18 protein-coding genes are annotated in these 21473 nt (G+C 61.4%); 10 read left to right on the top strand and 8 right to left on the bottom strand.

Features of this window, described 5'->3' with window-relative positions:
* Nucleotides 1-11 precede the first annotated feature (11 nt).
* The 3 genes from J3A98_RS24580 to J3A98_RS24570 all read right to left on the bottom strand — a co-directional run bounded on the left by J3A98_RS24580 (nt 12) and on the right by J3A98_RS24570 (nt 3043).
* Nucleotides 12-1094, bottom strand: coding sequence for a 5-(carboxyamino)imidazole ribonucleotide synthase (locus tag J3A98_RS24580; RefSeq protein WP_176682913.1), 1083 nt, complete (start codon nt 1092-1094; stop codon nt 12-14).
* A 10-nt stretch (nt 1095-1104) separates the two neighbouring features.
* Nucleotides 1105-1596: a 5-(carboxyamino)imidazole ribonucleotide mutase gene (gene purE / locus J3A98_RS24575; RefSeq protein ID WP_176682914.1), complete on the bottom strand. Its 492-nt coding sequence runs from the start codon at nt 1594-1596 to the stop codon at nt 1105-1107.
* A gap of 529 nt (nt 1597-2125) precedes the next feature.
* Entirely contained in the window at nt 2126-3043 is a 918-nt protein-coding gene (locus J3A98_RS24570) for a LysR substrate-binding domain-containing protein (protein ID WP_199880454.1), read from the bottom strand.
* A gap of 182 nt (nt 3044-3225) precedes the next feature.
* Here J3A98_RS24570 and aspA point away from each other — a divergent pair, with 182 nt between their 5' ends.
* From aspA to J3A98_RS24550, 4 genes are all read left to right on the top strand, one after another.
* On the top strand, nt 3226-4650 hold the full coding sequence (gene aspA, locus J3A98_RS24565; RefSeq protein WP_028697462.1) for an aspartate ammonia-lyase: 1425 nt from the start codon (nt 3226-3228) through the stop codon (nt 4648-4650).
* Nucleotides 4651-4878: 228 nt separating this feature from the next.
* Nucleotides 4879-5871: an AraC family transcriptional regulator gene (locus tag J3A98_RS24560; RefSeq protein ID WP_209969102.1), complete on the top strand. Its 993-nt coding sequence runs from the start codon at nt 4879-4881 to the stop codon at nt 5869-5871.
* A gap of 293 nt (nt 5872-6164) precedes the next feature.
* Nucleotides 6165-7208: a histone deacetylase family protein gene (locus J3A98_RS24555; RefSeq protein ID WP_209969099.1), complete on the top strand. Its 1044-nt coding sequence runs from the start codon at nt 6165-6167 to the stop codon at nt 7206-7208.
* The gene (locus J3A98_RS24550; protein WP_209969096.1) at nt 7208-8311 is read left to right on the top strand and encodes an extracellular solute-binding protein; all 1104 of its coding nucleotides are present in this window, start codon (nt 7208-7210) and stop codon (nt 8309-8311) included. Before J3A98_RS24555 ends, J3A98_RS24550 begins: the two co-directional genes overlap by 1 nt.
* A gap of 31 nt (nt 8312-8342) precedes the next feature.
* On the opposite strand, the gene J3A98_RS24545 is transcribed toward J3A98_RS24550, so the two are convergent.
* Nucleotides 8343-9872: a PLP-dependent aminotransferase family protein gene (locus J3A98_RS24545; protein WP_209969093.1), complete on the bottom strand. Its 1530-nt coding sequence runs from the start codon at nt 9870-9872 to the stop codon at nt 8343-8345.
* An 89-nt stretch (nt 9873-9961) separates the two neighbouring features.
* Here J3A98_RS24545 and J3A98_RS24540 point away from each other — a divergent pair, with 89 nt between their 5' ends.
* From J3A98_RS24540 to J3A98_RS24530, 3 genes are read left to right on the top strand one after another with little or no spacing between them, the layout of a single operon-like run.
* Nucleotides 9962-10591, top strand: coding sequence for an FMN-binding negative transcriptional regulator (locus J3A98_RS24540; protein ID WP_176682921.1), 630 nt, complete (start codon nt 9962-9964; stop codon nt 10589-10591).
* An 11-nt stretch (nt 10592-10602) separates the two neighbouring features.
* Complete coding sequence (locus J3A98_RS24535; protein ID WP_003253286.1) at nt 10603-11049, top strand: GNAT family N-acetyltransferase; 447 nt, start codon at nt 10603-10605, stop codon at nt 11047-11049.
* A gap of 7 nt (nt 11050-11056) precedes the next feature.
* Nucleotides 11057-11728, top strand: a complete 672-nt coding sequence (locus tag J3A98_RS24530) for a GNAT family protein (RefSeq protein WP_209969090.1) — start codon at nt 11057-11059, stop codon at nt 11726-11728.
* 92 nt (nt 11729-11820) lie between these two features.
* Here the strand turns inward: J3A98_RS24530 and oadA are convergent, their stop codons facing one another.
* Both oadA and J3A98_RS24520 read right to left on the bottom strand, forming a co-directional pair.
* A complete protein-coding gene (oadA, locus tag J3A98_RS24525) occupies nt 11821-13629 on the bottom strand; it encodes a sodium-extruding oxaloacetate decarboxylase subunit alpha (RefSeq protein WP_209969087.1) in 1809 nt (602 codons plus the stop codon).
* An 11-nt stretch (nt 13630-13640) separates the two neighbouring features.
* Nucleotides 13641-15056 carry an acetyl-CoA carboxylase biotin carboxylase subunit gene (locus J3A98_RS24520; protein ID WP_003253279.1) on the bottom strand — a complete coding sequence of 472 codons (1416 nt, stop codon included), beginning with the start codon at nt 15054-15056 and terminating at the stop codon, nt 13641-13643.
* A 189-nt stretch (nt 15057-15245) separates the two neighbouring features.
* Here J3A98_RS24520 and J3A98_RS24515 point away from each other — a divergent pair, with 189 nt between their 5' ends.
* The gene (locus J3A98_RS24515) at nt 15246-16208 is read left to right on the top strand and encodes a LysR family transcriptional regulator (RefSeq protein ID WP_281067765.1); all 963 of its coding nucleotides are present in this window, start codon (nt 15246-15248) and stop codon (nt 16206-16208) included.
* On the opposite strand, the gene J3A98_RS24510 is transcribed toward J3A98_RS24515, so the two are convergent.
* Together J3A98_RS24510 and hexR are read right to left on the bottom strand one after the other, a co-directional pair.
* The gene (locus J3A98_RS24510) at nt 16150-16368 is read right to left on the bottom strand and encodes a hypothetical protein (RefSeq protein ID WP_061405728.1); all 219 of its coding nucleotides are present in this window, start codon (nt 16366-16368) and stop codon (nt 16150-16152) included. The genes J3A98_RS24515 and J3A98_RS24510 overlap by 59 nt on opposite strands.
* Nucleotides 16369-16579: 211 nt before the next feature.
* Nucleotides 16580-17446 carry a transcriptional regulator HexR gene (gene hexR, locus J3A98_RS24505; RefSeq protein WP_003253273.1) on the bottom strand — a complete coding sequence of 289 codons (867 nt, stop codon included), beginning with the start codon at nt 17444-17446 and terminating at the stop codon, nt 16580-16582.
* A gap of 103 nt (nt 17447-17549) precedes the next feature.
* On the opposite strand from hexR, the gene zwf reads away from it, so the two are divergent.
* Both zwf and uvrD read left to right on the top strand, forming a co-directional pair.
* A complete protein-coding gene (gene zwf / locus J3A98_RS24500; protein ID WP_209969084.1) occupies nt 17550-18992 on the top strand; it encodes a glucose-6-phosphate dehydrogenase in 1443 nt (480 codons plus the stop codon).
* A 214-nt stretch (nt 18993-19206) separates the two neighbouring features.
* Complete coding sequence (uvrD, locus tag J3A98_RS24495) at nt 19207-21393, top strand: DNA helicase II (protein WP_209969081.1); 2187 nt, start codon at nt 19207-19209, stop codon at nt 21391-21393.
* Nucleotides 21394-21473: the final 80 nt, after the last annotated feature.

Here is a 21473-nt window from a genome sequence, read left to right as displayed (position 1 = left end):
TCGAAGCCCGATCAGTTGCTGATCAGCGCCTCTACTTCAGCAATCTTGCGCTCGAGGGTAGCCATGTCAGCGCAGCGCAGGGTGGCGTGCCCTACCTTGCGGCCAACCTTGAAGGCTTTGCCGTAGTGGTGCAGGTGGCAGTCCCCGATGGCGACAACCTTGTCCACGGCCGGCACTTCACCGATGAAGTTGAGCATCGCGCTCTCACCCACCTTGGCGGTCGAGCCAAGTGGCAGGCCGGCAACGGCACGCAGATGGTTCTCGAACTGGCTGCACTCGGCGCCTTCGATAGTCCAGTGCCCGGAGTTGTGCACGCGCGGGGCGATTTCGTTGGCCTTAAGGCCACCGTCAACCTCGAAGAACTCGAAGGCCATCACGCCAACGTAATCCAGCTTCTGCAACACGCGGCCGACGTAATCTTCGGCCAAAGCCTGCAGCGGGTGTGCCTGGCTGGCTACCGACAAGCGCAGGATGCCGCTCTCGTGGGTGTTGTGCACCAGCGGATAGAAGCGGGTTTCGCCATCGCGGCCACGCACGGCCACCAGCGACACTTCGCCGGTGAACGGCACGAAGCCTTCCAGCAGGCATGGCACGCTGCCCAGCTCGGCGAACGTACCAACCACGTCTTCTGGCGTGCGCAGCACCTTCTGGCCCTTGCCGTCGTAACCCAGGGTGCGGGTTTTCAGCACGGCCGGCAGGCCGATGCTGGCCACTGCGGCGTCCAGATCTGCCTGCGAGAGGATGTCGGCAAAGGCCGGGGTGGGAATGCCCAGGTCGCGGAACATGCTCTTTTCGAACAGGCGGTCACGGGCGATGCGCAGCGATTCGGCGCTGGGGTACACCGGCACGAACTGCGAGAGGAAGGCCACGGTCTCGGCCGGGACGCTTTCGAACTCGAAGGTGACCAGGTCGACTTCGTCGGCCAGCTGGCGCAGGTGATCCTGGTCGCCGTAGTCGGCACGCAGGTGCTCGCCCAAGGGGGCAGCGCAGGCGTCCGGGGCCGGGTCGAGGAAGGCGAAGTTCATGCCCAGCGGGGTACCCGCCAAGGCCAGCATGCGGCCGAGCTGGCCGCCACCGATTACACCGATCTTCATGGGTTGAGCCTCAAGCCTGGCGCGGGTCTGGGTTGTCCAGCACGGTGTCGGTCTGTTCCGTGCGGAACTGCTTCAACGCCGCGTGGTACTGCGGGTACTTGGCGCCCAGAATGCTGGCCGACAACAGGGCAGCGTTGACTGCACCGGCACGGCCGATGGCCAGGGTGGCAACCGGCACACCGGCAGGCATCTGCACGATCGACAGCAGCGAATCGACGCCCGACAGCATCGACGACTGAACCGGCACGCCCAGCACCGGCAGGTGGGTCTTGGCGGCGCACATGCCTGGCAGGTGGGCTGCGCCACCGGCACCGGCGATGATCACCTCGATGCCACGGCCCTCAGCCTCCTCGGCATACTGGAACAGCAGATCCGGGGTGCGGTGGGCGGAGACCACCTTCACTTCGTAGGGAATGCCGAGTTTTTCCAGCATTTCGGCGGTGTGGCTAAGGGTGGACCAATCGGACTTGGAGCCCATGATCACGCCAACCAGTGCACTCATCGTCGAGCCTCTCCTGCAAGCGCCTTCTGGCGCGCTAAAAGCAACAAGCCACGCAGGTGGGCCGGCGTGGCTTGTCATACGGATTCTGAATCGACCAGGTCGGCCGAAGGCGCGGGATTGTAACGTATTTAAAGGCTGGCCGCCCACCCCTACAAGCACATGTCGGATCAAAGGGCAAGCTGTCTCGTGGGACAACTTTTTCCCGCCGCCTCGGGGTCGACGAGTGCTGTAAGCCTGCATCGTTACTCGAGCATTTTGGTACGTCTACATGAGCGCTCCATGCTTCTTCGTACTTTCGTTTGGCCTGGTACTCGGCATGCAATTGCCAAGCGCTTCCGCAGCCCGCTCGCTCACCGTCACCAGCTCATGAAATTGGCCATCTGCCAGGCGCCACGCATGAAGACGCCGAACTGAAGTTCAATGGCTGGGTGTGTGAAACGTACACGCCCCCCGTGTACCGACACGATCCAACTGCTACCGCTACAGCGACAGGAATCGTGCAAATATCACTGATTACCTGAAAGGCAACTCAAAGTGACGCTTCACCTTGTGCTCCAGACGACTCCAGCTTGCGCCATAGCAAGCGGACGTTAGCCTTACGCACCAAAGCGCAGCGATACAGGCGGATTTCCAGCGGCACATGCCATTGGCTACCGCCGCAGATCGCCAACTCACCGCGTTCGAGCTCGCCACGCATCGACAGGCGCGGCACCCAAGCGATGCCCATCCCTTCCAGGGCCATGCTCTTGAGGCTGTCGGCCATGGCGGTTTCATAGACGGTGGTATAACGCAGGTTGCGCTGGCGCAGCAGTAAATTGACCGAGCGGCCGAGGAACGCGCCGGCGGTATAGGCTAGCAATGGCACGCTGCCCTCGCCTTCCAGGTCGAACAATGGCTTGCCATCGGCATCCACGGCGCACACCGGCAGCATTTCAGTGGTGCCCATGTGCAGCGACGGGAAGATTTCGGCATCCATCTGCAAGGCCGCGTCCGGGTCGTAGAAAGCCAGCATCAGGTCGCAACCGCCTTCGCGCAGTGCGTGTACGGCATCTCCGACGTTAGTCGCAACCAGGCGGGTGGCGATGTTCAAACCGTCGTTGCGCAACTGGGCCACCCAACGGGGGAAGAAGCCCGACGCCAAGGAGTGTGCCGCAGCTACCTGCACCACTTCGCCCTGCCCGCCTTCAAGATGATGCAAATGGCGGAGAATTTCGCCCAACTGGTCGACAACAGTACGCGCCGTGACGAGAAATAGCTGCCCGGCCTCGGTCAGCTCGATGGGTGTGCGAGAGCGGTTAACCAGTTGCAAGCCCAACGCCGCCTCAAGGCTGCGAATGCGCCGGCTGAAGGCCGGTTGAGTAACGAAACGCCGCTCTGCCGCCTGAGAAAAACTGCGGGTAGCGGCCAGAGCGCTGAAGTCTTCCAGCCATTTGCTTTCAAGGTTCACAAAGCACATCTCCCGGCGTGCACCAAAATGGAACACGCTCGAATATCAATTGGCGTCACATGAAACACTATGCCGTTTGTGCATAGGTTAGCGTGCAATAGCATTGGCCGCAAAAACACCTTCAGGCCTAGGATTGGCGCCATTCCGGCATGTGCCGGGTCAAAATCGAGATGATATACATCATGTCCTCTGCTGCATCGTTCCGCGTCGAAAAAGACTTGTTGGGTACCCTTGAAGTTCCTGCAGATGCCTACTACGGCATCCAGACCCTGCGCGCTGCCAACAACTTCCACCTCTCCGGTGTTCCGCTGTCGCACTACCCGAAGCTGGTCGTGGCCCTGGCCATGGTCAAACAGGCCGCTGCCGACGCCAACCGTGAGCTGGGTCACCTGAGCGATGCCAAGCACGCTGCCATTTCCGCAGCCTGCGCCCGCCTGATCAAAGGCGATTACCACGACCAGTTCGTGGTTGACATGATCCAAGGCGGCGCTGGTACTTCTACCAACATGAACGCCAACGAAGTCATTGCCAACGTTGCGCTGGAGGCCATGGGCCACCAGAAGGGTGAGTACCAGTACCTGCACCCCAACAACGACGTGAACATGGCGCAGTCGACCAACGACGCCTACCCGACCGCAATTCGCCTGGGCCTGCTGCTGGGTCACGACGCGCTGCTGGCCAGCCTTGATAGCCTGATCCAGGCCTTCGCTGCCAAGGGTAAAGAATTCGACCACGTACTGAAGATGGGCCGTACCCAGCTGCAGGACGCCGTACCGATGACCCTGGGCCAGGAATTCCGCGCCTTCGCCACCACCATGAACGAAGACCTGCAGCGCCTGCGCTCGCTGGCTCCGGAACTGCTGACCGAAATCAACCTGGGCGGTACCGCCATCGGTACTGGCATCAACGCCGACCCTGGCTACCAGGCCTTGGCCGTACAGCGCCTGGCCACCATCAGCGGCCATCCGCTGGTACCGGCTGCCGACCTGATCGAAGCCACCTCCGACATGGGCGCCTTCGTGCTGTTCTCCGGCATGCTCAAGCGCACTGCGGTCAAGCTGTCGAAGATCTGTAACGACCTGCGCCTGCTGTCCAGCGGCCCGCGCACCGGCATCAACGAGATCAACCTGCCAGCGCGTCAGCCAGGCAGCTCGATCATGCCAGGCAAGGTCAACCCGGTTATTCCAGAAGCTGTAAACCAGGTGGCCTTCGCCATCATGGGCAACGACCTGGCCCTGACCGTCGCCGCCGAAGGTGGCCAGCTGCAGTTGAACGTGATGGAACCGCTGATCGCCTACAAGATCTTCGACTCGATCCGCCTGCTGCAACGTGCCATGGACATGCTGCGCGAGCACTGCATCGTCGGCATCACCGCCAACGAACAGCGCTGCCGTGAACTGGTCGAGCACTCGATCGGCCTGGTTACCGCACTGAACCCGTACATCGGCTACGAGAACGCCACCCGTATCGCCCGCGTTGCCCTAGAAAGCGGCCGCGGCGTACTGGAACTGGTGCGCGAAGAGAAGCTGCTGGACGACGCGATGCTCGACGACATCCTGCGTCCGGAAAACATGATCGCTCCACGTCTGGTTCCGCTGAAGGCGTAATCAGGCCGCTGTAAACAGTCTCACCAGGTCGAGGGACTAGACACCTCTCAACCTTTCCAAGGCCCGAGCGCTTGCTTCGGGCCTTTTTTTTGCCTGCAGGTTTGGGGGCCGCTTTGCGGGCCTTCGCGACACCAGGCCCGCCTGCAGAGTATGTAGTTTGCCTGCAGTTCCGGATATCGGCACACAACTTGCTCCATAATGCGTCCCAGCCCAACGGGATTACCCAGCATGCTGCACAGCCACCTGACCACCCTCAACGCAGTTTCGCTGATCCTCAACGTCTTCCAGGCAGACGGTTGCGAGGCATCGGCGCTGCTGGCCGGCAGCGGCATTGGCCCGGCAGACCTGGGGCATGCCGATGCGCGCATCACCACCCAGCAGGAACTGCAGGTTTGCGCCAATGCCGTGGCCAGGCGCGAGGACATTGGCCTGGAGCTGGGCCGACGCATGCATGTGTCGTGCTACGGCATGCTCGGTTACGCGCTGCTCTCCAGTGCCACTTTGGGTGACGCCTTACGCCTGGCGCTGCAGTATCCGGCACTGCTGGGAACAGTCTTCAAGCTGCGCTTGCTCGACGACGGCCAATGTGTCTGGTTCAGCGCCAGCGATTACCAGGACAGCCCAGCGCTGAGCACTTTCAACGCCGAGTTCTGCCTGGTGTCGCTGAAAGTCATCTGCGACGACCTGCTTGGCCGTCCGTTGCCGCTGCTTGGCGCCCGCTTCGAACACCCTCGCCCTGGCTACCACGCGCTCTATGCCGGAGCGTTTCAATGCCCGATCGGTTTCGCCGCCGAGGACAATGCCTTTGCCTTCGAACGGCGATGGCTGGATATGCCGCTGCCGCTGGCCGACCCGATTACTCACAAAGCCATGAGCGAGCGCTGCCGGCGCCTGAACCTTGAATTCACCGGTCGCCAGGCATGGCTGGGACGGATTCGCCAGCTGCTGGCGCAGCAACTGGACGCAGCCCCTGGACTGGAAGGGCTTGCGCGGCAAATGAACTGCTCGTCGCGCACCCTGCGCCGGCATTTGCAGGCACTGGGCTGCAGTTATCAACAGCTGCTGGACGAGCTGAGGTTCGAGCGGGCCAAGCAGTTGCTGGCCGATGAACAGATGCCGATCTACCGGATTGCAGAGACTTTGGGGTTCAGTGAGACGGCCAGTTTTCGGCATGCCTTCCAGCGCTGGAGCGGCGTGGCGCCGAGCCATTTTCGTGGTTGACCTGTTCTGGCCTCTTCGCGGGTAAACCCGCTCCTCCAGTGTCACAACCCCTGACGCGTTGGTGCCCATTGTAGGAGCGGGTTCACCCGCGAAAGGGCCGGGCCTGCCGGCTAATGTCCAAAGGCCGTTCACCGTTGCCGCCACTGCCTTACCCGCGACGAGGCTGGGATAGGTCACCACCCATCTGGCCATAGACCTTGGCCATATCGATCCCCTTTTGGCCGTTTGCGTCGTTCTCCCCTGCCGATCAGCCCATGACAATGGACCCACGCCAGTCCCACCGGAGAACAACAATGCTGACGATCTATTCCGATGACCACCGCCTGCACCACGGCCGCTGCGAGCTGATCGATGGCAAGCTGATGCCCTGTTTCGAAATGCCTTCGCGCGCCGACCATGTGCTCGACCAGGTGAAAAAACGCAACCTCGGCGACATCCAGGGCCCGACCGACTTCGGCCGTGAGCCGTTACTGCGCGTCCACAGCACCGATTACCTGGATTTCTTCGAAGGCGCCTGGGCCCGCTGGGCTGCACTGGGCCACGAGGGTGACCTGCTGCCCTTCACCTGGCCGGCCCGCACACTGCGCCAGGTCAAACCGACCGGCCTACATGGCGAACTGGGTTACTACAGCTTCGATGCCGGCGCCCCCATCACCGCGGGTACCTGGCAGGCTGCCTATAGTGCTGCACAAGTTGCCCTGACCGCCCAGGCAGCGATTCAGCAAGGCGCCCATGCCGCGTTCGCCCTGTGCCGTCCGCCAGGGCACCACGCTGCCGGTGAAGTGATGGGCGGCTACTGCTACCTGAATAACGCCGCCATCGCCGCCCAGGCCTTCCTCGATCAAGGCCGAAGCAAGGTCGCCATCCTTGACGTCGACTACCACCACGGCAACGGCACCCAAGACATCTTCTACAGCCGCGACGACGTGTTCTTCGCTTCGATCCACGGCGACCCGCAGGACGAATTCCCGTTCTTCCTCGGCTATGCCGATGAAACCGGCGAAGGCGCAGGCCAGGGCTACAACATCAACTACCCCTTGCCCGCCGGTAGCGACTGGGCCGCCTGGAGCGCAGCCCTGGAGGATGCCTGCAAGCGCATCGCCAGCTATGACGCCGACGTGCTGGTCATCTCCCTGGGTGTGGACACCTTCAAGGACGATCCCATCTCACAGTTCAAGCTGGACAGCCCGGACTACCTGGAAATGGGCAAGCGCATCGGCCAACTCGGCAAGCCGACCCTGTTCGTGATGGAAGGCGGCTACGCTGTGGAAGAAATCGGCATCAACGCGGTCAATGTGCTGGAAGGTTTCCAGCGCGCCCAGCCAGGAGCCCGATAATGGTCCGACTCAAGCGTCTGCTCGCCCCGTTCATCGCTGCCACCCTGTTCGCGGGCGCCCTGCATGCGCAAGCTGAGCAGCGTACCCTGCGTGTATATAACTGGTTCGATTACATCACCCCGCAGACCTTGACTGCCTTCCAGAAGGACAGCGGCGTGAAGCTGGTGTACGACATCTTCGACACCAACGAGGCGCTGGAGGCCAAGCTGCTAACCGGCAACTCCGGTTATGACGTGGTAGTACCGTCCAACGTGTTCCTCGCCAAGCAGATCGAAGCCGGGGTGTTCCAGCCGCTGGATCGCAGCAAGCTGCCGAACTGGCAACACCTGGACCCGGCGCTGATGAAGCTGATCGAAGCCAATGACCCGGGCAACAAGTTTGCCGTGCCGTATATGTACGGCACCGTGCTGATCGGCTTCAACCCGGCCAAGGTCAAGGCTGCACTCGGCGACAACGCGCCGGTGGACAGCTGGGACCTGATTTTCAAGGAAGAGAACATCGCCAAGCTCAAGCAGTGCGGCGTAGCCCTGCTCGACTCGCCGTCGGAGATTCTACCGGTGGCCCTGCAGTACCTGGGCTTGCCGCCGAACAGCGACAAGCCGGCCGACTACAAGAAGGCCGAGGCGCTGATGCTGAAGATTCGTCCGCATATCACCTACTTCCACTCCTCGAAGTACATGGCAGACATCGCCAATGGCGACATCTGCGTGGCGGTGGGCTACAGCGGCAGCTTCTCGCAGGCTGCCAACCGCGCCCGTGAGGCGAACAACGGCGTGGTGGTGGACATGCGCCTGCCCAAGGAAGGCGCGCCGATCTGGTTCGACATGCTGGCGATTCCAAAGGGCGCAGCCAACCCGGAGGATGCGCATACGTTCATCAACTACCTGCTGCGGCCAGAAGTGATTGCGCCGATCAGCGACTTCGTCGGGTATCCGAACCCGAACAAGGATGCGACCGACAAGGTGAATCCGACGATTCGCAACAACCCCAACCTGTATCCGACGGCAGAGGCGATGGCCAAACTCTATACGCTCAAGCCCTTGACGCGAAATGCCGAACGGACCAGGACCCGCGCCTGGACGCGGATAAAGTCCGGTACCTGATGTTGAACCGGGGGCTGCTTTGCAGCCCCCTTCATTTTCTCCAGACTTTGCGTAGTTTCATCAAGGCCTCGGCTATCTCGCCCTCTGGCACCGCCGCAAAGCCCAGCACCAGTCCTGCCCGTTTATCCACAGACGCCTCACTGTCCGTCAACCAGAAACTGCTCAGTGGCGTCACCTCCACCCCCACCGCCTCGGCCTTGGCCACCAGCTCCTGTTCCCGAGTAAAGTTATCCACACCCACCTTCACATGCAGCCCAGCGGCCACTTCCGGCATTGCGCCCAAGCCCGGAATATCCACCGGCCAACCGGCCTTGAGCACATCGCGCCGCTTCAACGCCGCCTTGCGCATACGGCGGATATGCCGCTGAAAATGCCCGCGCGCCATGAACTCGGCCATCACGCACTGACTGCTGACTTCCGAATGCCGCACTGCCAACGCTCTGCCCTGGCTGAACGCCTGCACCAGCTTCGACGGAAGCACCAGGTAGCCCAGACGCAAGGCCGGGAAGGCTATCTTGCCGAAGGTACCGACATACAACACTCGCCCGTGCCGGTCGAGCGCTGCCAGCGGGGCCAGCGGCGCACCGCTGTAGCGGTACTCACCGTCATAGTCGTCCTCGATGATCCAGCCGTCAGTACGTTCAGCCCAGGCCAGCAATGCCAGGCGACGTGCAAGGCTCATGGTCACCCCGGTCGGGTATTGGTGCGCAGGCGTGACATAGGTCAGTCGGCAATTCGTCAACTGTTCCAGCCGGCTGCAGTCCAGTCCGTCTTCATCCACAGGCACGCCAACCACCCGGCCACCCGCGAGCGTGAAGGCATGAGCGGCCGCCCGATAGCCTGGGTTTTCCACAGCCACACCGTCGCCCGGTTGCAGCAGTAACTGTGCACAAAGGCTGATGGCCTGCTGCGCACCGCTAGTGATCACAATTTGTTCAGCCGTGCAGTTCAGGCCCCGCGAGCGTCGTAGGTAGGCCGCAATCAGATCGCGCAAAGCCGGCTCGCCTGCCGGATCACCATAGCCCAGTTGCGCAGGGCACGGGTTGCGCCAGAAACCCGCCTGTAGCTTGGCCCAGACGTCAAACGGGAACAGGTCGAATGCCGGAATACCAACACGAAAAGCACGCGGCGCACCGCTTCTGGGCGGTGGCAAATGGTTGCTTTTCAGGCGCTGCAGAGGCTCACTAAGAAGTCTTCCGCTGGATAAATCCTCAGTACTCTCTTCGCAAAATGTGGATAAACCTGTTGATAAACCCCGGGATAACCCTGTGGATACTTGTGTGGACAGTTTTGGCAGTCGGCTGACGTAAGTGCCATCCCCGACGCGGCTTTCGATGAAGCCCTCGGCATACAGTTGATCGTAGGCGCGCACCACGCTGTTGCGTGAAAGCGCCAACATGGCAGCCAGGTCGCGCGTGGCCGGCAGCCGCGTACCACTGCTCAGGCGTCCATCCAGTACCCGCGCTCGCAACGCCTGATATAGCTGCTGGCTAAGCCCGCAGCGGCGATCGAGGGCGATCCCGGCAGGGTCGAAAGGCAGTATGAGGGGGGACTCGCTCATGGTATTGGACCTATCAAAACAGGCAGTAATGGCTCTTACCCAGAACCAATAGCCTGCCTAGGATGGAGCCATTCGACAAGGATCCCGCCATGTACAACAGTAAGCCTCACCAGGAACACGACCTCACCCGCCTGCACCAGCACATGCTAGACACCCGCCTGGCCGTTCTGGTCAGTCAGGGCGAACAGGGCCTTCTGGCCACACACCTGCCGGTGCTGGTCGATACCGCCGAGGGTGATTTCGGCACTGTGTATGCTCACCTGGCCCGGGCCAACCGCCAATGGCAAGACCTGCAGCAAGGCGGCGAAGCGCTGCTGGTATTCCCCGGCGCCGATGCCTATGTCAGCCCCAGCTATTACCCAAGCAAGGCCGATAACCCCAAGGTGGTGCCGACCTGGAACTACCTGGCGGTGCACGCTTACGGCTCGGCCGAAGTCATCCATGAGGCCGAGCCGCTACTGGCTATCGTTAGCCGCCTGACCGACCGTCACGAACAGGGTCGCAGCGAACCATGGAAAGTCACCGACGCCCCTGCCGACTACATCGACGGCATGCTCCGCGCCATCGTCGGCATTCGCCTACCCATTGCGCGCCTGCAAGGTGCGCGCAAGCTCAGCCAGAACCGCTCCGGGCACGACATCGAAGGCGTGCGCGAAGGCCTGAGCGCCAGTCCCGATCAACTGGACAATCAACTCGCGGCGCACATGCGCCAACTCTGAAGGAATAGCCCATGCCCAACCTTACCCTGCGCCCTGTCACGGCCCAAGATCACGCAGCCTGGCACGCCCTGTGGCAGGCCTACCTGCACTTCTACGAGACCGAGCTGGCCGATGCCGTCAGCCTGAGCACCTGGCAACGCCTGCTCGACCCCAGCGAGCCAACCCATTCGGCACTGGCCTGGGTCGACGGCAAGGCGGTGGGGATGGTCAACTTCATCTACCATCGCTCCAACTGGAGCATCGAAAATTCCTGCTACCTGCAGGACCTGTATGTGGACAGCACGCAACGTGGCCTGGGCATTGGTCGACAGTTGATCGAGCACGTCTACACCACCGCCAAGGCCGACAACTGCATCAAGGTGCACTGGCTGACCCACGAAACCAACGCCACCGCCATCAGCCTGTACCAGCAGGTTGCCGAGCGCTCGGGTTTCATCCAATTCCGCAAAGGCTTGTAGGTCGAACATGACAGACGTATTGAACTGGAAACCCGCCGCAACCCCCAAGGCTGAGCCCATTGAAGGCCGCTTTATTCGCCTGGAAAAGCTCGATCCAGGGCGCCATGGCGAAGACCTCTGGGAGGTGCTGCAGGGGCCGGCCTCCGATCCGGTACTGTGGGACTACCTGCCCTACGGTCCGTTCGCCGAACGTGCCGCCTTTGACCGCTGGCTGGAAGGCAACGCAGCTGGCCGCGACCCGCTTTTCTACACCGTCATCGACCGCGCCAGTGGCCAGGCCCAAGGCATTCTCAGCCTGATGTCGATCGTGCCTGACCACGGCCGAATCGAGATCGGCCACATCGCCTTCGGCGCCGCCATGCAGCGCACGCCCAAGGGTACCGAGGCGGTGTACCTGCTGGGCAAGCTGGGCTTCGAGCTGGGTAATCGACGGCTGGAGTGGAAGTGCAATAACGCCAATGCCCGTTCCAAACGCGCGGCAGAACGATTCGGCTTCGTCTACGAAGGGGTGTTCCGCAAGCACCTGGTGGTCAAGGACCATAACCGCGACACGGCGTGGTATTCGATCACCGATGATGAATGGCCGGCGGTGGCTGCCGGGTTTGAGCGGTGGCTGAGTGAAGAGAACCAGCAACCGGGTGGCCAGGTGGAAAGCCTTGAGGTGTGCCGTAAAGGTTGAACGGTGTGCTGAATCAGAGGCTAGTGAATCCAGCACAAAAAAGGGGAGCATCCGCTCCCCAGAGGTTAACCACTTGTAGATGAGGGCTTAAATCAGCCCTCGATCTCGATCAGGATCTCACCTGGCGTCACGCGATCACCCTTGGCCACATGGATGGCCACGACCTTACCGGCGATGGCCGCCTGCACTTCGGTTTCCATCTTCATGGCTTCGGTGATCAAGACGGCCTGGCCGGCCTTGACCATGTCACCTTCCTTGACCAGCACATCAACGATGTTCCCTGGCATGGTGGTGCTTACGTGGCCAGGGTCAGTCGCTTGCTTGCGCTTGCTGCCGCCACCGCTGACGAACTCGTTGAGTGGCTCGAAGACCACTTCTTCCGGCATGCCGTCGATCGACAGGTAGAAGTGACGCTTGCCTTCGGCTTTCACGCCCACACCGGTAATGTCAACGCGGTAGGTTTCGCCGTGAACGTCGATGACGAACTCGGTCGGCACGCCTTCACCACCGGGCGCAGCCACGGCACCGGCTTCCGGAATCGGCAGCAGAACTTCAGGCGTCAGCGTGCCAGCTTCGCGTTCTTCGAGGAACTTGCGGCCAATGTCAGGGAACATGGCGAAGGTCAGCACGTCTTCTTCGCAACGGGCCAAGGTACCGATGTCGCTACGCAGCTTGGCCATTTCCGGCTTCAGCAGATCAGCCGGGCGCACATCGATCACGTCTTCGCTGCCGATAGCCTGGCGACGCAGTTGCTCGTTGACCACACCCGGTGCCTTGCCATAACCACCTTGCAGGTACAACTTCACCTCGTTGGTGATGGTCTTGTAGCGCTCACCAGCCAGCACGTTGAAGAACGCCTGGGTGCCGACGATCTGCGAGGTCGGGGTGACCAGCGGTGGGAAGCCGAGGTCTTCACGCACACGCGGGATCTCGGCCAGCACTTCGTTCATGCGGTTGAGGGCGCCCTGCTCCTTGAGCTGGTTGGCCAGGTTGGAAATCATGCCGCCCGGTACCTGGTTGACCTGCACGCGGGTGTCCACCGTTGTGAACTCGCTTTCGAACTGGTGGTACTTCTTGCGCACGGCGTAGAAGTACAAGCCGATTTCCTGCAGAAGCTCCAGGTCCAGGCCGGTGTCGAACTCGCTGCCCTTGAGTGCAGCAACCATCGACTCGGTACCTGGATGGCTGGTGCCCCAGGCGAAGCTGGAGATGGCGGTGTCGATGTGGTCGGCGCCATTTTCCACTGCCTTGAGCTGGCACATGGCAGCCAGGCCGGCGGTATCGTGGGAGTGGATGAACACCGGCAGCGACTGTTCAGCCTTCAGCGCCTTGACCAGTTCGCCAGTGGCGAACGGGGTCAGCAGGCCAGCCATGTCCTTGATCGCCACCGAGTCGCAACCCATGGCTTCCATCTGCTTGGCCTGCTTCACGAAGGCTTCGATGGTGTGTACCGGGCTGGTGGTGTAAGCGATGGTGCCCTGGGCGTGCTTGCCGGCGGCCTTGACCGCTTCGATGGCCACGCGCAGGTTACGCACGTCGTTCATGGCGTCGAAAATGCGGAACACATCGATGCCGTTGACCGCAGCCTTGGCGACGAAGGCCTTGACCACGTCGTCGCTGTAGTGGCGGTAGCCCAGCAGGTTCTGACCGCGAAGCAGCATTTGCAGGCGGGTGTTGGGCAGCGCCGCGCGCAGCTTGCGCAGGCGCTCCCACGGGTCTTCCTTGAGGAAGCGCACGCAGGCGTCGAAGGTGGCACCACCCCAGACTTCCAGCGACCAGTAGCCGACCTTGTCGAGCTTGTCACAGATCGGCAGCATGTCTTCGGTACGCATGCGGGTGGCCAGCAGGGACTGGTGGGCGTCGCGCAGGATCGTGTCGGTTACGTGAATTTTCTTGGACATTATGGGGTTCCTCACAGGCCTGCGTGGGCGGCGATGGCGGCAGCGATGGCCAGGGCCAGCTCTTCGGGTTTGCGCTTGATCGAGTAGTTGGTCAATTCAGGGTGGCTTTCAACGAAGCTGGTATTGAACTGGCCGCTACGGAATTCCGGATTGCGCAGGATTTCCTGGTAGTACGCGGCGGTGGTCTTCACCCCTTGCACGCGCATGTCGTCCAGGGCCCGCAGGCCGCGGTCCATGGCTTCTTCCCAGGTCAACGCCCACACCACCAGTTTCAGGCACATGGAGTCGTAGAACGGCGGAATGGTATAGCCGGTGTAGATCGCCGTGTCGGTACGCACGCCCGGGCCGCCGGGGGCGTAGTAACGGGTGATCTTGCCGAAGCTGGGCAGGAAGTTGTTTTTCGGGTCTTCAGCATTGATACGGAACTGCAAGGCGTAGCCACGGTGCTGAATATCTTCCTGCTTGACCGACAGGGGCAGCCCCGAGGCAATGCGGATCTGCTCGCGAACGATGTCGATCCCGGTGATTTCCTCGGTGATGGTGTGTTCCACCTGCACCCGGGTGTTCATTTCCATGAAGTACACTTCGCCATCGGCGAGCAGGAACTCCACGGTACCGGCGTTCTCGTAATTCACCGCTTTGGCCGCACGCACCGCCAGGTCGCCGATGTAGGCACGCTGTTCGGGAGTGAGCTGTGGGCTGGGGGCAATTTCGATGAGCTTCTGGTTACGGCGCTGGATAGAGCAGTCGCGCTCGAACAGGTGCACTACGTTGCCGAAGCTGTCACCGAGAATTTGCGCCTCGATGTGCTTCGGGTTGACGATGCACTTCTCCAGGAACACTTCGGCCGAACCAAAGGCCTTGGTCGCCTCGGAAATAACCCGCGGGAAATTCTGTTCCAGTTCTTCACGGCTATTGCAACGGCGAATACCGCGACCGCCACCACCGGAGGTGGCCTTGAGCATCACCGGATAACCGATGCGGTCACCTTCGCTCAGGGCTTCATGAATATCGGCAACGTTGCCTTCGGTGCCCGGGGTTACCGGCACACCGGCGGCGATCATGGTGCGGCGCGCTTCGGTCTTGTCGCCCATACGGCGGATCACGTCGGCGGCCGGGCCAATGAACTTGATCCCGCGCTCGGCGCAAATCTCTGCCAGTTCGGCGTTTTCCGAAAGGAAACCATAGCCCGGGTGCAAGGCATCACAGCCGGTTTCCACAGCCAGGTTCACCAGCTTGCGCGGGTTCAGGTAACCGGCCAGCGGCTCGGCACCGATGCTGTGGGCTTCGTCAGCGCGCTTGACGTGCAAGGCATGCCGGTCGGCGTCGGAAAAGATCGCTACCGAGCGAATGCCCATCTCGGCGCAAGCACGCACGATCCGAACTGCGATTTCACCTCGGTTGGCGATCAGGATTTTTTTTATCACTGGAGTCTTCCCAAAGCCGTAGGAACAGTCGAGCCGGTTCTACCGGTCGGCGCGTGACCAGACGTTGCTGGCCAGTCGCGTAATCACCCTAGCGCTGTAGGTCGATAAACAAAAATCAATATTTGTTAGAGGCTGTATTAGTAAAAGCTTATAGTTGGGTAACAGGGTGTTGCCGAGGAGCCGATTAAAATGCGTAAGTCCTTGATGCGTATGACATTGCGTCAACTTCAGATCTTCAATGAGGTGTGCGATTTGCGCTCGTACAGCCGTGCTGCGGAGGAGATGGCGCTGACGCAACCCGCCGTTAGTCTACAGATCCGCCAGCTTGAAGAGCTGATCGGCCAGCCGCTGTTCGAGTACGTGGGCAAGAAGCTCTACCTGACTGAGGCGGCCGAGGCCCTTCAGCGCGCCAGCCACGATATCTTCGGGCGCCTGGAAAGCCTGGACATGCAGCTGTCGGACATGCAGGGCTCATTGCAGGGCCAGTTGAAACTGGCGATCGAGTCCAGTGCCAAGTACTTCGTGCCACACCTGTTCGCCGCCTTCAAGCAGCGTCACCCGGAGGTCAACCTGACCCTGACGGTAGTCAACCGCGCCCAAGCCATCCGCCGCCTTTCCGATAACCGCGACGACCTGATCATCATGTCGATGGTGCCGCAAGACATGGGCCTGGAGTTTCTGCCGTTCCTCAACAACCCGATCGTTGCGGTGGCCCCGCCGCAGCACCCGCTGTGCAAGCTGGAGCATTTGCGCATGCAGGACCTGGAGCCTCATACCCTGTTAATCCGCGAGCAAGGTTCGGGAACACGCAAGGCGTGCGAAGAGTACTTCAAGGACAAGCGCGTGCATTTCGCCCAAACGCTTGAAGTAGCCTCGGCCGATGCCCAACGCGAATGCGTGATCGCCGGCTTGGGGATCGCCCTGCTGACCCGCCACGCAGTCAACCTGGAACTGGCCACCGGGGTGCTGAAGGAATTGCCGGTCGAGGAACTGCCGCTGTACCGTAGCTGGTGCGTGGTGCAGGCCAAGGCCAAGCGACAGTCGCCGGTGGCCTTGGCATTTCTGGCATTCATCCGCGGCGAACGTGCGCTGATCAGCGCGCTTGTTGAACGTTTTTCGGGGAAGTTGCCGCAGACGACTGCCATACCGTGAGTGCTTGCAGCTCAGGGTAGTCCGCCAGGTCGCGGAGCAGTTGACGTTGGTCGCAATAGCTCTCGATCGCGCGGCGGTATTCCATACGGCGCTGATCCTTTTCCTGCTGCTTGCGAGCCTTGGCGTTGGGTTGGTACGTACCGTCGAAGTCACGAGCCATTGCCTGTCTCCCAGATAGGATGCGGGAGTTTCAGACTGGCCTTGATGGTTTACCGTTTTGCGGTGGAATGGTGACAGAATCGTGAATTTTCACTGCCTGTACCGGCCTCTTCGCGGGCTTGCCCGCTCCCACAGGAATGGCACCGATTTATACAGGTGCACAGTACCTGTGGGAGCGGGCAAGCCCGCGAAGAGGTCATTACAGGTTGAATTCAGTCGTCTGTAGCCTTGATCGATTTGGGCGACAGACGCAAGCTGCGCAAGCTGCGCTTCACGCTCTTCAGGTGGTTGACCAGGCTTGGCCCGCGCGCCATGGCAACGCCCATGGCCAGCACGTCGATCACCACCAGATGGGCAATACGCGAGGTCAGAGGGGTGTAGATCTCGGTGTCCTCATGCACGTCGATCGCCAGGTTGACCGTTGACAGCTCGGCCAGCGGCGTCTGGCTGGGGCACAGGGTAATCAGGTTGGCGCCGCTCTCACGCACCAGGTTGGCAGTGATCAGCAGGTCCTTGGAACGGCCCGACTGGGAAATACACACCGCCACATCACCGGGTTTCAGGGTAACCGCCGACATCGCTTGCATGTGCGGGTCGGAATACGCTGCCGCGCTGAGCAGCAGGCGGAAGAACTTGTGCTGGGCATCGGCTGCAACCGCACCGGACGCGCCAAAGCCATAAAACTCTACCCGCTGCGCCTGGGCCATGGCGCTCACTGCTTGTTGCAGCGCCTGCGGATCAAGGTGCTCGCGCACTTCCATCAGGGTGTGCAGGGTGGTGTCGAAAATCTTCAGACTGTAGTCGGCGACCGAGTCATCTTCGTGGATGGCGAACTGACCGAAACTGGCCCCTGCAGCCAGGCTTTGTGCCAGCTTCAGCTTCAGGTCCTGGAAGCCCGAGCAGCCAATGGCCCGGCAGAAACGCACGATGGTCGGCTCACTGATACCCACGCTGTGCGCCAAGTCGGCCATGGAGCTGTGCATGACGGCAGCCGGGTCGAGCAGCACGTGGTCGGCCACTTTCAGTTCCGATTTGCGCAGCAGGTGGCGCGATTGGGCGATATGTTGCAACAGATTCACAGGCTGGACTCGGTTATGATCGGCTTGCCGGGTTGTAGCTTTCTTGTAGTTATACTACATGGACGCCAACCCGCCCAGTTAAACGAACGTGGAGAGTGGTGGTTTGACTATTCCTTGCGACATTCTGGTCTTCGGCGGCACCGGTGATCTGGCCCTGCACAAATTGCTTCCGGCGCTCTACCACCTGTTTCGCGAGGCCCGTCTGAACCCAGCCGTGCGGGTCATCGCACTGGCCAGGCGCAACCTGCCACGCATCGACTATCTGAAGCTCGCCGAACGCCATTGTCGGGCGCAGATTGCCCGCAACGACTTCGACGAAGAGGTGTGGCAGCGGTTTTCTGCACGGGTCGACTACTTCCCGATGGATGCTTCACAGAGCGCCGATTTTGGCCGCCTGGCACGCTACCTGGGCGAACCCGGTGGGCTGAGCCGCATCTTCTACCTGGCCACCGCCCCCAACCTGTTCGTGCCTATTGCCAACCACCTGCGCATTGCCGGACTGGCCGACACCGAAGCGCGTATCGTGCTGGAAAAACCGATCGGCCATTCGCAGGAATCCGCCACTGCCATCAATGAAGCGATTGGCACGGTGTTCGAAGAAAGCCAGGTGTTCCGCATCGACCACTACCTGGGCAAGGAAACCGTGCAGAACCTGATGGCCCTGCGTTTTGCCAATGCCCTGCTGGAGCCGGTGTGGCGCAACAACCAGGTCGACCATGTCCAGATCAGCGTTTGCGAGACGCTGGGCGTAGAAAACCGCGGTGCCTACTACGATCGCGCCGGGGCTATTCGCGACATGCTGCAGAACCATCTTCTGCAACTGCTGTGCCTGGTGGCCATGGAGCCACCCGCGCAGTTCGAGGCCGAAGCGGTACGCGACGAAAAGGTGAAAATCCTGCGCGCCCTCAAGCCGATCACTGGCCAGGATGTGCAGGACAAGACAGTACGCGGCCAATATGGCGCCGGGCGTATCGGCGGCCAGGAAGTGCCGGCCTACTACTTTGAAAAGGATGTCGACAACGACAGCGATACCGAGACTTTCGTGGCCATCGAGGCGCACATCGACAACTGGCGCTGGGCGGGCGTGCCTTTCTATCTGCGCACCGGCAAACGCATGGCGCGGCGCGCTTCGCAGATCGTCATCCAGTTCAAGCCAGTGCCTCACGAACTGTTCAGCGGCGGCCAGGTCAACCAGCTACTGATACAGCTGCAACCGGACGAACGCATCAGCCTGCGCATGATGACCAAGAGCCCAGGCAAGGGCATGCGCCTGGAACCCGTGGAGCTGGACCTTAATCTGGCCCAGGTGTTCAGCCAGACTCGCCGCTGGGAAGCCTACGAGCGTCTGCTGCTGGATGTGCTCGAAGGTGATTCGACACTGTTCATGCGCCGCGATGAAGTGGAAGCAGCCTGGGCCTGGGTAGATCCAATCATCAAGGGCTGTGAAGAACACTTCCAGGCACCCCGCCCCTACCCGGCTGGCAGTTTCGGGCCCGAGCAAGCCAACAGCCTGCTCGCCAGGCATGGCAGGCGCTGGCATGGCTGAATGACCTGCGCGATGGCGCGACCTTTAATCTGAAACAGCAGCAGATGAAGTTCGAAGGTGCGAAATCCATAACGTGAAGGCCATCGACTGACCATGCCTCCGCCAGCTTGCGCAGGCCGTGACCTGGCCTCGGGCCGATGAGCGGGATGCAGCCAGGTGAATATTCATACAGTAGATATTTGCCCCTTACCCGGCATCGCCCTAGAATGGCCCGATGCGCACAGACGACCTCTCTCTCCTGCTGAATTCCCTCAACGATGCCCAACGCCAGGCCGTAGCGGCCACGCTCGGGCGTCAACTGGTGCTTGCCGGCGCCGGTTCCGGTAAAACCCGCGTGCTGGTACACCGCATCGCCTGGCTGATCCAGGTCGAGCAGGCGTCGCCGCACTCGATCCTGTCGGTGACGTTCACCAACAAGGCCGCGGCAGAAATGCGTCAGCGGATCGAGCAACTGCTGGGCATCAACCCGGCAGGCATGTGGGTCGGTACCTTCCACGGCCTGGCCCATCGCCTGTTGCGGGCCCACTGGCAGGAAGCGCGGCTGGTGCAGAACTTCCAGATCCTCGACAGCGACGACCAGCAGCGCCTGATCAAGCGGGTGATGCGCGAGTTGGGCCTGGACGAGCAGAAGTGGCCGGCACGCCAGGCCCAGTGGTTCATCAACGGGCAGAAAGACGAAGGCCTGCGCCCGCAGCATATCCAGGCGGGGGGCGACCTGTTCCTGGCGACCATGCGCGAGGTCTATACGGCCTACGAGCAGGCGTGCGAGCGCGCCGGTGTCATCGATTTCTCCGAGCTGCTGCTTCGCGCCCTGGACCTGTGGCGTGACCACCCGGGCCTGCTGGAACACTATCAGCGACGCTTCCGCCACGTGCTGGTGGACGAGTTCCAGGATACCAACGCCGTGCAGTACGCCTGGTTGCGCCTGCTGGCACGCGGCGGCGACAGCCTGATGGCGGTAGGCGATGACGACCAGTCGATCTACGGCTGGCGAGGCGCCAAGATCGAAAACATTCACCAGTACACCGCCGACTTCCCCGACGCCGAAATGATCCGCCTGGAGCAGAACTACCGCTCCACCGGCGGCATCCTCAAGGCGGCCAACGCGCTGATCGCCAACAACAGCGGGCGCCTGGGCAAGGAACTGTGGACCGACATGGGCGAAGGCGAACCACTGACCCTGTACGCGGCCTACAACGAGCACGATGAAGCGCGCTATGTCGTGGAAACCATCGAGAGCCTGGTCAAGCAGGGTAATGCGCGCAACGAGATCGCCATCCTGTACCGCTCCAACGCCCAGTCGCGAGTGCTGGAAGAAGCCCTGCTGCGCGAGCGCATCCCCTACCGCATCTATGGCGGCCAGCGCTTCTTCGAGCGCGCCGAAATCAAGAATGCCATGGCTTACCTGCGCCTGATCGAAGGGCGTGGCAACGATGCCGCTCTGGAGCGGGTGATCAACGTGCCGCCGCGCGGTATTGGCGAAAAAACCGTCGAAGCCATCCGCGAGCACGCCCGCCACAGCCAGCTGTCCATGTGGGAGGCCATGTGCCAGCTGCTCGCCGCCAAGGCCCTGAAAGGCCGCGCTGCCAGTGCCCTGGGGGCCTTTATCGAGCTGATCGAGGGGCTGGCCGCCAAGGTTGTGGACATGCCGCTGCATACCATGACCCAGACCACTATCGAACAGTCCGGCCTGATCACCTATCACCAGGAAGAAAAAGGTGAAAAGGGCCAGGCACGGGTAGAAAACCTTGAGGAACTGGTCAGTGCGGCACGCAACTTCGAGTCCACCGACGAAGACGCCGACCTTTCCCCGCTCTCGGCCTTCCTTGGCCACGCCTCACTCGAAGCTGGCGATACTCAGGCCGACGAGCATGAAGACAGCATACAATTGATGACCCTGCACAGCGCCAAAGGCCTGGAATTCCCCTATGTGTTCCTGGTGGGCATGGAAGAAGGCTTGTTCCCGCACAAGATGAGCCTGGAAGAACCCGGCCGCCTGGAAGAGGAACGACGCCTGGCCTATGTAGGCATCACCCGCGCCATGCGCCAGCTGGTCATGACCTACGCTGAAACACGCCGCCTTTATGGCAGCGAGACTTACAACAAGGTGTCGCGTTTCGTGCGTGAAATTCCGGCAGGCCTGGTTCAGGAAGTACGCCTGTCCAACAGCGTCAGCCGCCCGTTCGGCGGGGCCAAGACGGCCACCAACAGCAACCTGTTCGCCAATGCCAGCATTCCGCAGACCGCGTTCAACCTTGGCCAGCGTGTGCAGCATGCGGTATTCGGCGAAGGCGTAATCCTCAATTTCGAAGGTTCTGGCGCTCAGGCGCGGGTGCAGGTGAATTTTTCCGAAGGTAGTAAATGGCTGATGCTGGGGTATGCCAAGCTCGAGGCTATCTAAAGCCCACAAGGGTCGGGCCCCCAGCTTTGTAACATTCAGGCAAAAGCTCGAAACATTATGTCGCTGGTCATGTGCCCGGG

This window comes from Pseudomonas sp. BP6 (assembly GCF_017875935.1).
GTDB lineage: Bacteria > Pseudomonadota > Gammaproteobacteria > Pseudomonadales > Pseudomonadaceae > Aquipseudomonas > Aquipseudomonas putida_Y.
Note: the sequence above shows the minus strand (reverse complement) of the source record. Positions and strands in the feature narration are given on the sequence as shown.